The sequence below is a fragment of the candidate division KSB1 bacterium genome, assembly GCA_022562085.1.
Classification (GTDB): Bacteria; Zhuqueibacterota; Zhuqueibacteria; order Oceanimicrobiales; family Oceanimicrobiaceae; genus Oceanimicrobium.
The window spans coordinates 1-14,629 of record JADFPY010000081.1; the positions used below are offsets into that span (position 1 = coordinate 1).

Here is a 14,629-nt window from a genome sequence, read left to right on the forward strand (position 1 = left end):
GAAGAGAGCACGAAGACGCCGAACCTCCGAAGCCGCCAATGATATGACCAAGGAAGAAGAATCACAAGGAGTGTTTGTGATTAATGATGGTAAAGTTACATTTCATAAAGTAAAAACTGGCATCGCGGGCGACCGCTTTTTTGAAGTGATTTCAGGGTTAGAAGTTGGCAACGAAGTCGTAATTGGACCTTTTAAAGCGCTTCGACGTCTGCGCAACGAAGATCCGGTCAAGGTCGAGAAGAAGAAAAAGAATCGGGAGTAAATGTTTCGAGTTTAAAGTTTTTAGTTCCAATCTAATTTAGAATGGAAATAAAACTCGTAACTTTGACTCGAAACTGCAAACTATCTTCAAATAAGAGATGCAACTGATTTGGGAAAACATTGTTATCGCCTTAATGGCACTTTGGGCGAATAAACTGCGGTCATCATTAACGATCCTTTGTGTCATTATATCCATCATGTCCATTATCGCGGTCGTTTCTGTGGTGGATGGCATGGATTCGTACGTCAAGGAAAAAATTGCTTCGCAAGGGAGTAATGTTTTTACAATTAAGCGTGTCAATGAATGGGAAATTCTAACTGATTTCGATAAATTCCTCAAATCTCTGAAAAACCCTAAACTAACCCTGGATGATTTGGAAGCGCTCCGTCATGAAGTAACGCTTGCTGAATTTACGGATGCTTCAATCAGTCGCAATGAAAGAATTAAACGTGGCCGGCGGTTCGTGGAAGAAGTGGACATTCGAGGTCGTACCGAAGAATATTCTGCCATTGGCGAGTTTCCACTAGAAGAAGGCCGCCATATTATTAGAATTGATCGACTGCGGCGTAGGAATGTTTGCGTGTTAGGTTGGGACGTCGCCAACAGTTTGTTCCCTGAAGATGAACCCTTATTAAAGACGGTGAAAATTGCCGGTCGTCACTACACTGTTGTCGGTGTATGTGAAAAGAAATCCTCAATTCTCGGTTCAAATCAAAACGTCTTCGCCTTTATCCCAATCTCCACGTTTACGAAGCAATTTGGTTCGCGGCGGCGCTCATTTTCCATTCCGATACGAACGGCCAGCATGGAAACTTTCGAGGCGGCTCAAGAGCAAGCCCGGATAGCCATGCGTATTCGGCATAAACTAAAACCATCTGAAGAAGATGATTTTTACATTACAACTTCTGAGAATCTTGTCTCCTTATGGGAAAACATCAGTCGTGCGGTTTTTGGATCGTTGGTTGGTGTCGTAAGCATAACTTTAGTAGTCGGCGGCATCATTATCATGAATGTCATGCTGGTGGCGGTTTCTGAGCGAACTCGGGAAATCGGTATTCGCAAAGCCCTGGGTGCAAGACGGCGCCACATTATGTTGCAATTCATTATCGAGTCCGTGGTGTTGACAACAGCAGGTGCCGTCATCGGCATCGCCTTCGGCTTTACTGCGGCAAATCTAGTCGCGGCATTCACGCCTCTGCCTTATCGTATTGCATTGTGGTCGATCCTTGTTGCATTGGCCATTTCATTTGTCGTTGGTTTATTCTTCGGAGTCTATCCGGCGCGAAAAGCGGCTCGGTTAGACCCTGTAGAAGCATTGAGATATGAATAAAAAATATAAATCATACGAATGAAAAAAGAACAATCTAAATCTCGCGAAATCATCGTAGCGCAAGTTAATGAAGCCTTAAACGAAGCATGGTCCACTTTGCGCAGTCATAAAATGCGTTCCGGCCTGGTGATTCTGGGTGTCCTAATTGGCGTCGCAAGTTTGCTGGGAATGGTCGCGACGGTGTCTGGTCTCAACAACTTCATCCGCGATTCAATAAGCGCTGAAAACACGCCGATCTTGTCGCTGCAAAAAATTAACTTTCTGGCAGGTGAGGGGACAAAGGAATGGGAGAAGCGAAAGAACTTTACTATTGATGACGCCTTTGCTTTGGAGGAGCTGCCCCATGTACGCGGCGTCGAAGTTGAATACCAAAGAAGTGTGTCCGTAAAATATAAAGAACGAAAGGCAAACCTGATTCACATGATAGGTTCGAATCAACCGATTTTGCAAATCCAAAGTATGAATGTGGGCGAAGGCAGGTACTTCACAACCTTTGAGGAAGATCACCGCCGCAAGGTCGTCACACTGGGCGCGAAAGCTGCGAACTCTTTGTTCAAAAATGAAGACCCCATTGGGAAAAACATTCGGATTCAGGGTAGAGAGTACAAAGTCGTGGGGGTGTTTGAAGATAGAAAAACCATTTTCGGCGGCTTTGCCGAGAACTTTATGATCATTCCTTACACTGCTTTCGAACGTGATTTTTTGTTTCGCCGCCAGGGACTTGAGATTAACGTGATTGTGGATGACATGGCCTATGTGGACGAAGTTACGGAGAGCATGCGGGCATTGATGCGTATGCGGCGCAAAGTACCGCTGGCTGAGCCGGATGATTTTGCTATTATCTCAATTGATGCGGTCATCGAATTTACTCAAAATATCACCGACAAAGTTTCTCTGGCTTTGGTTGTGCTTTCTTCAATCGCGCTCATGGTGGGAGGCATCGGCGTGATGGTGATCATGTTGGTTTCAGTGACTGAACGTACACACGAAATAGGCATTCGCAAAGCCATTGGCGCAACCCGGGGCCAGATAGTATGGCAATTCTTAGTTGAGGCCGCCACCCTGTCCGGCATCGGCGGTATCCTGGGTATTCTGGTTGGAATTAGCCTGGCTTTACTTATCGCAAAATTGGTGGGATTCCCGTTTGTGCTGCCGCTTGGATGGCTTATTTTTTCGGTAGTAATCTCCGTAGGTATCGGACTCTTCTTCGGGATATTCCCGGCGCAAAAGGCGGCCAAACTCGATCCAATTGTGGCCTTGAGGTATGAGTGAGGCCATAAGGAATATAATGAAGTGATGATTGTCTAATGTGAAAGCCAAGCTCACAAATACATAAACTGCGCTGCAACATTTTAAATTTCGTAGACTCTAATACAAAAGATTGTTAATCAAATTAATAGAATAATTTTCAGTCGAAACTTTTTCAAAGAAGTTACGTTTTTAGAACAACAATTCTGATTTCGGCTATTAAAACCTCTCTACAAAATTTTTACAAGTAAACAGATTAGGAGCACATCATGTTTAAGTCTATAAAATCAGTATTATTCACTTTAACCATTTTGGCAATGGTAGCTAATATGTCTTATGCGCAAAATGGCAAAGTCTTGACTCTTGAAAAATGTATAGAAATGGGTTTAAAAAATAACTCGCAGTTTAAAATTGCCGCCTCTCAAGTGGATCGCTCGGGTGCAAACGTCATGGGGTCCTATTCAAGTATTTTGCCGCGAATTCAAACAACTTTTTCGTCCAGTAGACAAAAACAGGGAGATGCGACCTTTTTGGGTGATGTTCTGGTTGGCATCGATTCAACAACCGGTGAATCAATCGTTGAGCAACGTACCATAACTCAGGAAGGCTCCGAGAGAAATTCTCATTTCGCTCAAATATCTTACACGCAAACACTTTTCGATTTTGGGCGCAGCTGGAATTCAATCAAACAAGCGAAAGCCTCCTTTGAAGCCTCATCAAATAGCTTGACTTCAGCACGATATGATGTTTATAGCACCGTGAAACAACGTTACTTTGAGCTGCTCAAAGCCACTAATTTAGAGCGGGAATATAAATTAGCGGTCGATAGAAGCAATGAGCAACTGAACAGAACTCAGAGTATGTTCGAAATTGGTTCCGTAGCTAAGATCGATGTCTATCGCTCTGAGGTAACACTGGGAACCGATGAAATTAGTTATATTATTCAGCAAAATATTGTGAAGATTGCGCGGGCTAATTTGAATGTGGTCATGGGGCGCGATCCGGACACACCCCTGCAAATTGTGGAAGCCGGGGTTACCACGAATCCTTCAAAGTACCCGTTGGAAGAGGCGCTGACAATTGCCGAACAAAATAATCCCAACTTGAAGCGTTTTGAAAACGATATGCGCAGTGCTGAGTATGGTATGAAAATAGCAAAAAGTGCCTATTGGCCTTCATTTGGCATACAGGCAACCTATTCCAGAAACAACAGTGAATTTAATGGTGTTTACGGTGGTTTTGATAAAAACTTCAGTATTTCGTTAGGAGGGCAGGTCAGTTTTAATATTTTTAATGGATTCTCAGATGTAGCTGAGGCAGGCAGGCAAAGTGCAAATCATGCAATTGCAAAAGAAAGTTGGATCGCTGAAAACCGTCGTATGCATTTGAATGTCAAGCAGGCTATGATCAGCCTGCAGGCTTTCCATCAGATATCAGAAATAAATGTAAGAAATTTAAGAGCTGCCGAAGAGGAATACCGTTTAGCTCATGAAAGATACAGAGTCGGCGCCGGCACACAGTTAGAGGTTACGGAAGCACAAGTTTCTTTAACTCGTGCCAGAGTCACTTTAGTTAGGGCAAAGTATGATGCAATGATTGCCCAGGCCCAATTAGAAGCTGCAATGGGAATTATTGAACAAGATAATTAAATTCCTAAACGTTAATCTAAACTTTATAAGACAATGCTAATAAATATCAAATCTCTTGAAAAAATTTATAAATTAGGTACGGTCGAGGTCCCTGCTTTGCGCGGAATTGATCTCGGCATCGATTCTAATGAATATGTCGCGATTATGGGACCTTCCGGTTCCGGTAAATCTACTTTGATGAATATTATTGGGTGTCTTGATACGCCAACCGCGGGTTTGTACGATTTCGGCGGTGAGGATGTGAGCCAAATGAACGACGATCAATTGGCCTCCATCCGCAATAAAAAAATAGGATTTGTCTTTCAAACTTTTAACTTGCTGCCGCGCGCGACGGCCTTGCACAATGTGGAGCTGCCGCTGATTTACGCTGGCGTTCCTTCTTCGCAAAGAAAGGATTTAGCACGGACAGCTTTGGAAAGCGTGGGGCTTGGCGACCGCGTCGATCATAAGCCAAACGAACTTTCCGGGGGGCAGCGCCAGAGAGTGGCAATTGCCCGGGCGCTGGTAAATAATCCCTCGATCATTTTGGCTGATGAACCCACAGGAAACCTGGATACCAAGACCGGCGAAGAAATCATGGAAATTGTTCAATCGCTTTACGAGCAGGGTAACACGGTTATACTCGTGACACATGAAGCATACATTGCAGAGCATGCCAACCGGATTATTCGCCTGCGCGATGGTTTAATAGAGAGCGATGAGATTAAGAAAAACGGAAAACATTTAAATTAAATAATATTTTCTCCTACACGGACTTGTACCCCTTTCATTGAGGGATTTGACAGACTGTGTGAAAAGCCCTCAAAACTGCAACGCTTATTGAGCAGTCATTAATTCTCCATTATTTACTAAGCAGTTTCCTTCCTAACTCCTTAAAATTAAATAAATTCAACAAAATATATCGAAAAAGTTTTGCTTGATTATGACGTAAAAAATCTGTATTTTTTTGTCCTAAAACTCAATAAGGCAAACTTAAAACTTAAAAAACTTTTAATCGGTGGATGACCAGTTTAAACTTCTTCTTCAAGAGTGGAGACGGCTAATTGACCAAAGGTTATTCCAGGTTCTGGATGGACATCATCCACCGATTTTGTATGATCCGATCCAGTACGTTTTAGAGGCAGGCGGAAAACGGATTCGGCCAATTCTATTGGCCCTTTCGTGCAAAGCAGTGGGTGGCAATCTTGATACTTGTTGGGATGCTGCTGTTGCAGTTGAATTGCTGCACGACTTTACTTTGGTGCATGATGACATTATGGACCGCGACGATACCCGGAGAGGACGGGCGACGGTACATAAAAAATGGGATTCGGATATCGCTCTTCTTGCCGGTGACGGGCTTGTTGCGCTAGCCTTTCAATCTTTGCTGCGAACCCAATCTTCGAAAATTCACCAATTAGCCAATGTTTTTACCGATGGGGTCGTCGAGCTTTGCGAGGGCCAGGCTCTTGATTTAGAATTTGAAACGAATGGAGATGTGAATCTCAATGATTATTTAGTTATGATCGGAAAAAAGACGGCGCGGCTTTTAAATGTTTCAGCGAAACTTGGCGGCGTTATCGGCGCCGGCAATGAAAAGGAAGTGCAAGCATTGGGAAACTTCGGTTATAATTTGGGCTGTGGTTTTCAAATTCAAGATGACTTGCTGGACATCACCTCTGATGAAGCCATAATGGGTAAAACTTACGGCAGCGACGTCATGCGAAAAAAACAAACCTACTTGTTAGTACACGCTTTATCCAAGGCCGATTCAAATATAAAAGAAAAATTGAGATTTTTGTTGACGAAACCGGAAATTAATCGAGCGCAAATCAACGAAGTTAAATCCCTCTTTGAAAAAGCCGGCTCAATTGAAGCAGCAAAGTCCGCAATTAACGATTATATTCTTTCCGCACAAAGTAATCTCGATGAACTTCATTCGACTCAAGGTAAGGAGTTGCTGTTAAGCTTTCTGAAGTACGTCTCAACTCGTAACGCATAATTAATCGGTTACTTTTCTATACAGATGGAAATGGATATTCTATTATTCTGTTTGATGGGCGGTATTGTTTCTGCCGACACGGACTCAGCTTGGCAATCAATGGTATCCCAGCCCTTGATCGCTTGCTCGATTGCCGGTATGTTGATGGGCGATTTGGCTTTGGGATGTGTGGTCGGGGTGTTATTACAGTTACCCTATTTGGTGGAGCTGCCAGTCGGCGGAGCAAGGGTTTCTTTAGGAAACTTGGCGGCGTTCATTTCCGCAGGTCTGGTCGTGAAACTTAACCAGGTTTTTCCCGATCAGACTAATTCGATTTTATTGTTTGCGATTTTGTATGCTGTGGTACTGAGCCGCGTATCTATTCCATTGCAGAATTGGAGCCGTCGCTTGAATCTGATTTTAGTGATCCAGGCAGACCTCGCGGCTGAAAATGGAGATATGGCTAAAATTTCGCGGCTGAATTACTTTGGAGTTCTTAATTCATTGTTTTTTGGTATTTTATTTTCTGCTATTTCCTTTTTTTTAGGTAAATATATTGTGCAATCCGCTGTACTCAGTTTTCCGTTTCAAATAAGCTTGCCGTTTCTAAAGCCGACACTCTTGGGTGCTGGTTTGGGAGCTATGTTTTGGCTGTTTCTGAAAAGAACGACCTTTCGGTACACTTTGATGGGAACGGTGATGTCGGCGATTGCTTTGTTAATTGTCTGGATATACTAATCGATATGGTCCGTTTAGAACCGTTTGATTTTATTCGAATAATTTATCGCTCGTTTTATATTCAGGCCGCTTGGAATTCTGAACGAATGTTGGGCCTAGGTTATTGCTTTTGCTTGGTGCCATTTATTAAAAAGGCTTTTGCTAAAGGTGAGGACCGGGCCAAGTTTCTCAAAAGGAATTTACAGTTTTTTAACACGCACCCTTATATGGCGACCTGGATCCTGGGTGCAATAATAAAATTGGAAGTAGAGTCGATTCACGGGGCTAAGTTCGACGCGAAACAACTTGACCACTTCAAAAAACGCATGAGTGAATCGTTAGCAGCAATTGGAGACCAATTATTCTGGGGCAAACTTAAACCGATTGCGGCCATGCTTGGCCTGGGACTTACCCTTTATAATAAAGCGCTTGGCTTATGTGCATTTCTTTTTTTGTATAATTTGCCTCATTTTTATATGAGGGTAAAGGGGCTTCTAACTGGATACAAACTTGGATTTGATCTTGCAAAATTTGCCTCTTTGAGTAAGTACAAAGGGGTTTTTGTCAACCTTGATAAGTTCGCTGCTTTATTCACAGGAGTAATGATAAGTATATTTGGGTTTTCAGATTTTATAACAAATTTTCCGGAAGGAGCGGCATTTTTAACCGGACTTCTCTTGATGCTGGTTTTGTTAAAATTGAATGTCTCAGTTCCTGTTGCATTAATGGTTCTGATTTTGGGTAGTACGGTTGTCGGTGGATTAATTTATTAGAATTTCAGATGGTTCAAAAAGTTGTTCAAGTCAAAAATAAACTGGGAATTCATGCAAGACCGGCATTGCTTTTTGTCAACACGGCCGCGAAATTTGAGGCTGATGTTTACCTTGGCAGGGACAATCATGAAGTGAATGGAAAGAGTATTATGGGGGTGATGATGTTAGCTGCGGAAATGGGAAGTAAATTGACCATCACTGTAAAGGGCCAGGATGAAAAGGAAGCGATAAAAGCGCTAATTGATTTAATCGACAACAAGTTTAATGAAGAGTAGGTTTGTTTTAAGTGGCCGTTAAAAATAATAAAATCAAATGTAAATACCTTTTGAAGGGTGTTCCTGCATCGCCAGGTATAGCTATTTCAAAAGTATTTAAGCTTAAAAGCGAATCAATCAGTATTGATCCAACAATCGTAGACGATTCAAGTGTAGATACTGAAGTTGAGAAATTTGTGAAGGCCGTTGAAAAGTCAAAGAGCGAGTTAAAGTCTTTGCAGAGCAAAGTGGTTCGCAAGGTAGGCCTGGAAAATGCAAAAATATTTGATGTTCATCAACTTTTACTTGAAGATAGTGTGATTATTGAGGAAACGATTCATAGTATAAAAAAAGAAAATAAGAGTGCTGAATTTGCATTTTTTCATATTATGCAAAAATATGAGAACACTTTGAATGGAAGCTCTACTAACCATTTTCAAAACCGAAGCTCTGATTTAAGGGACGTTAAAAGAAGGGTGATTCGACATATTCAAGGAGACCGCACCGATCAATTGAATCAACTTTCCGGATCAGCCGTCATTGTAACGAATGATTTAACGCCTTCAGATGCAGTCATGCTGGAAAAGCGGAAAGTCTTGGGATTTGCAACTGATTTAGGTGGCCGGACTTCTCATGCGGCTATCATGGCCCGCTCAATGGAAGTGCCGTCAGTGGTGGGACTTCGGCGGATTTTCAACCTTGTTGAGGAAGGAGATCGAATTGTCATCGATGGCAACGAAGGCAAAGTGCTCATCCAGCCAGATGAAAAGACTATAAACCACTATCGGAAATTGCAGGAAAAGTATTATGATACGAATCGAAAGCTGGACGAAATTCGCGATCTAAAATGTCTAACTATCGATGGTAAGGAAATCGAGCTTTCAGCAAATTTAGAGTTCAGTGACGAAGCGGAGTCGGTAAAATCACATGGGGCAAAAGGCGTTGGACTCTATCGCACCGATTATATTTACCTTACAAAAAAGGAATTACCAACTGAAGAGGAGCAATTTCAGGAATACAGAAAAATTGTAAAAAAGATTTCCCCGGATTCTGTCATTATTCGTACTATGGATTTGGGCGGTGATAAATTACCAAAATCCTTTTTGATTCCGCCTCAGGAAAATCCTTTTTTGGGTTGGCGCGCGATTCGAATTTCCCTGGAAAGAAAAGATATTTTTAAAACCCAATTACGAGCAATCCTGAGAGCCAGCGGAGCTGGGAATGTAAAAATCCTTTTTCCCATGATTTCCGGATTAGATGAGGTTCATGAATGTAAAAAAGCACTAGAGAACGCAAAATCGGAACTGCAAAAAGAAGGCATTAAATACGACCTTGATATTGAAATCGGTGTTATAATTGAAGTCCCATCTGCTGCTCTGTTAGCCGACAAAATAGCTAAGGAAGTAGATTTTCTTAGTATTGGAACAAACGACCTTGTCCAGTACCTGTTAGCTGTTGATCGTGGAAACGAACGCATTGCCTATCTGTATCAGCATCTGCATCCGGCAATTCTGAGAATGATCAAACAAATCATTATGGCCGGCCATCAGGAAGGTGTTTGGGTTGGTATGTGCGGTGAAATGGCCAGCGACCCGCTATCCACTTTGATTTTAATCGGTATGGATTTAGATGAATTTAGCGTGAGTCCGATAGCGGTTCCGGAAATAAAAAAGATTATTCGTTCAACGGAGTACCGCGAAGCGGCTCGAATTGCCAAGAAGGTTCTGCAATTTGACAGGCCCTCGGAGGTGGAGCGGTTTATGACCAAAGTTGTACGGAAAAAGTTTAAGAATTTGATTTTTTGAGAAAGAATGACAAATATAAATAGAACGGAAATTGCAAAATTTGATGCAGACGGAATGTTGCAGAAGATCCTTGAGTTTCCCGAACAACTGAAGCATGCGCTCGACCTTGCCAGGTCTACCAAGGTTTCTTTAAATAACGAAAAAATTCAAAACATATGTGTCTGCGGAATGGGCGGCTCAGCCATTGGCGGAGACCTGGTTCGGTCCTGTTTGAATAATCAGTTGAATATCCCCTTTTTTGTGAATAGATATTATCAGGTGCCTAATTTCATAAATGAAAGCTCATTGGTGATTGTATGCAGTTATTCGGGAAATACCGAAGAAACGTTAGCCGCTTATGAAGATGCCTATCAAAGAAAAGCGCAAATTATCTGTGTGACCTCCGGTGGAACCTTAGGCGATAAAGCAGCCTTGAATAACCACCCGATTTTTTCAGCGCCACCGGGATATCCACCAAGAGCTGCCCTGGGTTATTTATTGGTTCCGATCCTCTATTGCTTGTTTTTAACCGGACAGATCGCGAATCCTGAATCAGATATTTTAGAAACAATCGAAGTTCTCGAGAATTTAGCAACTGAATATGATCCGGATGAAAAAGATAATTTTGCGAAACAAATCAGTCGTTCGCTAAAAGGCAAAATTCCGTTGGTTTACGCCTCGATAGCTGGATTTGAACCTGTGACCTGGCGCTGGAAGGGCCAACTTTCGGAAAACAGTAAAGTCCTGGCTTTTTCTAATGTGTTCCCTGAGCTTAATCATAATGAGGTGATGGGTTGGGGGCCTTTGGATGATCTTAATAATAAATTCAAAATCATTTATTTAAAAGATCGGGATGACCATTCTCAAATTACCAAACGAATGGAATTGACTCGAAAAATCGTTGAAAAGCACACGGGTGATTCTATCATAGAAATCAAAAGCCGGGGAGAATCTTTACTGACTCGTATATTTTCATTGATTTATTTGGGTGATCTGGTAAGTTTGTACCTGGCCGTAGAGAATCAAGTCGACCCGACATCGATTGAAAACATCGATTTCTTGAAGCAAGGCTTGTTGGCGGCTTAGCAGATTTTTATTTTTAAAAAACGTTATAATAAATTGAAATCACATTCTAAATAATTGAAAGGAGTCATTCATGTCCTCCATGATTTTCACGTCTGAATCTGTAACTGAAGGACATCCGGATAAACTTGCCGATCAAATTTCCGATGGTGTTCTCGATGCGATTCTTGAAGAGGATCCCTTTGGAAGAGTCGCGTGTGAAACCTACGTCACCACCGGCATGGCGATGGTTGGCGGCGAAATCACTACTAAAACCTATGTTGAAATTCCAAATTTAGTTCGTGGAATTATTAAAGACATTGGTTACACGGACGCCAGTTTTGGATTTGATTATTTGACCTGCGCTGTGCTCAACACTATTCAGCAGCAATCTCCTGATATTGCGTTGGGAGTAGACAAAGATGGGGCGGGCGATCAGGGAATGATGTTTGGTTATGCGTCTAATGAAACACCGGAACTGATGCCTTTGCCGATTATGCTTGCTCATAAACTATGCATGCGTTTGGCAGAAGTGCGCAAGACTGGCACGCTTCCTTATGTCAGACCGGATGGGAAGTCGCAGGTGAGCGTTCGTTATGAAGACGGCAGGCCTGTAAAAGTGGATACGGTTGTTATTTCAACTCAGCATGACCCTGACGTTGATCAGCAAACTATACATAATGATATTGTCACTAAAGTTATCAAGCCTGTCATCCCCAGCGATTTCTTTGATGAAAGCAGTATTATTTATCATATCAACCCAACCGGCCGGTTTGTAGTCGGCGGTCCCCATGGCGATACCGGCTTAACGGGAAGAAAAATTATTGTGGACACTTATGGAGGATACGGACGGCACGGCGGCGGCTCGTTTTCCGGAAAAGATCCAACGAAAGTTGATCGCTCCGCAACTTATGCCGCTAGATATATCGCGAAGAACATCGTGGCGGCCGGGCTCGCAGATAAATGTGAAATTCAATTAGCCTACGCAATCGGTGTGGCGGCGCCGGTTTCAATTTGTGTCGAATCATTTGGAACGGGAAAAATTCCTGATGAGGAAATTGCCAATCGTGTTGCAAAGACTTTCAATTTAACCCCAAAGGGAATTATAGAAATGCTCGATCTGCGCCGACCGATTTATAAGAAAACCGCTGCTTACGGGCATTTTGGCCGCGATGAAGATGGGTTTACTTGGGAAAAAACGGACAAGGCGAAAGACTTAGCCGAGGGCTAAGATGTTGAAATTTGAAATAAAATTTGAATCATCGATTAATTAACAGGAGGTTTTGTGAATTACGATATAAAGGACATTAACTTAGCACCGGAAGGGAAGAGGAGAATTGAATGGGCCGAGAATGACATGCCGGTTCTGCGACAGGTTCGTGAAAAATTTGCCCAAGAAAAGCCGCTGGAAGGCAAAAATATGTCTGCGTGTTTGCATGTGACAGCAGAAACAGCAAATCTGGCCCGCACGTTAAAAGCAGGAGGTGCGAACTTGGTTTTATGCGCATCGAACCCTCTTTCAACTCAGGACGACGTTGCTGCATCTTTGGTTAAAGACTATGATATCCCGGTTTTTGCGATTACCGGCGAGGATAATGAAACTTACTACCAGCATATAAATACCGCCATTGAGCATAAACCTGTTGTGACCATGGATGACGGTGCAGATTTGGTTTCCAAGATTCTTTCGGATTACCCTGAAATTAGTGCGAATGTGGTCGCCAGTATGGAAGAAACAACTACCGGTGTGATTCGGCTGCGAGCGATGGAGCGGGATGGCGCGCTTAAGTTTCCGGTAATCTCGGTGAACGACGCCGTAACTAAGAATCTTTTCGATAATCGGTATGGCACGGGTCAGTCAACCATAGATGGAATTATTCGTGCCACAGACATTTTATTGGCGGGTAAGAATGTTGTTGTGGTGGGCTTTGGTTGGTGTGGAAAAGGTGTTGCCATGCGGGCAAAAGGTATGGGTGCGAATGTAATTGTGACCGAAGTCGATCCGGTACGTGCTCTTGAAGCCGTCATGGAAGGGTATCGCGTGATGTCCATTAAAGAAGCTGCACAAATCGGCGATCTCTTCGTAACGCTAACTGGCGATATTCACGTGATTCGTAAAGAGCACTTCGCTTTAATGAAAGATGCGGCGGTCGTTTCAAATTCCGGCCACTTTAATGTTGAGTTGGATATTGAAGGCTTAACTGAGCTTGCAAAAGAAGTCCGCAAAAACGTTCGAAACTTTGTTGACCAGTACGTCTTGGATGATGGTCGCAGGATAAACTTGCTCGGCGAAGGCCGGCTAATCAATTTAGCTGCTGCCGAAGGCCATCCGGCCTCGGTTATGGACATGAGTTTTGCCACCCAAACCTTGGCGACAGAATGGGCGATTAAGGAGGCGGGCAATCTTGAGGCAAAAGTTTACAACGTTCCTCAGGAAATCGAAGATTGGGTTGCAACCCTGAAACTCAAATCGATGGGCATTACAATCGATGAGTTGACCGAGGAGCAGAAACATTATTTGGCGTCCTGGGAAATGGGAACCTGATTAATTCTAAACGAGCACCTATTAAAAAAGCCTCATGCCATCAAAGCATGAGGCTTTTTTATTTATTAACTTCTACTAGATTTTTTAACCGGTCCCGATCTTTTACTGATTTCTGCTGTCGGCAAAATCTTCAATAATTTTGTACGGATTGGTAGCATTCAAACCACTCTCCTGAATAATCTTTTCAGACTCAACCCTTACCGTGATGTACGCTTTCATTTCCGGAGCCGGATGCGCGACACTGATCTATACATAGTGCTGAATTCCGGCTTTGATAGTTGCTTCGGCTGCACCCTGAACAGATGCCGAATCTATCTTTCGGGACGGGTCAGCTTTTAGCAGATTTTGACGCGATACACCCACCAAATGCACAAATGTATCCGTCGGTCAAGAAGCATCTCCAATTGAGACTTCACAACCTTCTGTGAGCCTGTTTACCGAAGACCCACGCACCAACCCTTGGATGTGGTGACCTGCTCCACTAACTTAGGAATAAGATGACGACCTAAATAACCGGTTCTGCCCACAGTAAATATTTTCTGAAGACAGGCTTGAGCAGACATTATTTCATGTTCATTTGTTTTTGCACAATATCCATTTTAAAACCTGTTATAGCTCCGATTACCTCATTTTTTTCTTTCTCAGATACTTTAATTTTATCCAGCGCAGCGATCAGATGATTTATCGAAGCGTTTCACACATTTCCGTAATCCCCTGCCCATCATGACTAGTTTTCGTGGTATAGACGCACGGACCACCTGTAGCTTCACATAAATGCTGCACAATAAGCTGACGAATGCGTTTCTTTGAATCGTCGCTGTGTCCTGTTAAGAAAGTCAAACGAATTTCTTCAAACTTAAAGTAAACCGTTTGATTATTAACAACAATGTAACTTCGGTTAAAAAAATGTAATATTTATCTAAAGTTTGCGCTTTGGGTTACCGAAGAAATTAATGTAGCAATTAAATTCAAAAATGTCATAACCTTCAAAACTTAGGGTAAAAAATGCACAAATCAAGAAGAACCGCCGGCAAGATATTGTCCT

General features: G+C 42.7%; 13 protein-coding genes. All 13 read left to right on the forward strand.

The window, feature by feature from the left end; genetic code table 11:
• The coding region (locus IH879_09180) for a hypothetical protein (protein MCH7675113.1) at nt 1-262 on the forward strand (262 nt) is incomplete at its 5' end.
• Between the two features lie 97 nt (nt 263-359).
• Entirely contained in the window at nt 360-1,592 is a 1,233-nt protein-coding gene (locus tag IH879_09185; protein ID MCH7675114.1) for an ABC transporter permease, read from the forward strand.
• Nucleotides 1,593-1,610: 18 nt separating this feature from the next.
• Nucleotides 1,611-2,864, forward strand: a complete 1,254-nt coding sequence (locus tag IH879_09190) for an ABC transporter permease (protein MCH7675115.1) — start codon at nt 1,611-1,613, stop codon at nt 2,862-2,864.
• 245 nt (nt 2,865-3,109) lie between these two features.
• Nucleotides 3,110-4,489 (forward strand): TolC family protein, encoded by a 1,380-nt coding sequence (locus tag IH879_09195; protein ID MCH7675116.1) that lies wholly within the window; start codon nt 3,110-3,112, stop codon nt 4,487-4,489.
• Nucleotides 4,490-4,522: 33 nt separating this feature from the next.
• Nucleotides 4,523-5,221, forward strand: coding sequence for an ABC transporter ATP-binding protein (locus IH879_09200; protein ID MCH7675117.1), 699 nt, complete (start codon nt 4,523-4,525; stop codon nt 5,219-5,221).
• A gap of 265 nt (nt 5,222-5,486) precedes the next feature.
• Entirely contained in the window at nt 5,487-6,470 is a 984-nt protein-coding gene (locus tag IH879_09205) for a polyprenyl synthetase family protein (GenBank protein ID MCH7675118.1), read from the forward strand.
• A 30-nt stretch (nt 6,471-6,500) separates the two neighbouring features.
• Nucleotides 6,501-7,187, forward strand: coding sequence for a PTS sugar transporter subunit IIC (locus tag IH879_09210; GenBank protein MCH7675119.1), 687 nt, complete (start codon nt 6,501-6,503; stop codon nt 7,185-7,187).
• Complete coding sequence (locus IH879_09215; protein ID MCH7675120.1) at nt 7,097-7,939, forward strand: PTS mannose/fructose/sorbose transporter family subunit IID; 843 nt, start codon at nt 7,097-7,099, stop codon at nt 7,937-7,939. The genes IH879_09210 and IH879_09215 overlap by 91 nt, the downstream gene beginning before the upstream one ends.
• An 8-nt stretch (nt 7,940-7,947) precedes the next feature.
• Nucleotides 7,948-8,214, forward strand: coding sequence for an HPr family phosphocarrier protein (locus IH879_09220; protein ID MCH7675121.1), 267 nt, complete (start codon nt 7,948-7,950; stop codon nt 8,212-8,214).
• 11 nt (nt 8,215-8,225) lie between these two features.
• Entirely contained in the window at nt 8,226-9,998 is a 1,773-nt protein-coding gene (gene ptsP, locus IH879_09225; GenBank protein ID MCH7675122.1) for a phosphoenolpyruvate--protein phosphotransferase, read from the forward strand.
• A 6-nt stretch (nt 9,999-10,004) separates the two neighbouring features.
• The gene (locus IH879_09230; protein MCH7675123.1) at nt 10,005-11,063 is read left to right on the forward strand and encodes a bifunctional phosphoglucose/phosphomannose isomerase; all 1,059 of its coding nucleotides are present in this window, start codon (nt 10,005-10,007) and stop codon (nt 11,061-11,063) included.
• Between the two features lie 70 nt (nt 11,064-11,133).
• Nucleotides 11,134-12,270 (forward strand): methionine adenosyltransferase, encoded by a 1,137-nt coding sequence (locus tag IH879_09235; protein ID MCH7675124.1) that lies wholly within the window; start codon nt 11,134-11,136, stop codon nt 12,268-12,270.
• 54 nt (nt 12,271-12,324) lie between these two features.
• Nucleotides 12,325-13,584 carry an adenosylhomocysteinase gene (locus IH879_09240; GenBank protein ID MCH7675125.1) on the forward strand — a complete coding sequence of 420 codons (1,260 nt, stop codon included), beginning with the start codon at nt 12,325-12,327 and terminating at the stop codon, nt 13,582-13,584.
• Nucleotides 13,585-14,629: the final 1,045 nt, after the last annotated feature.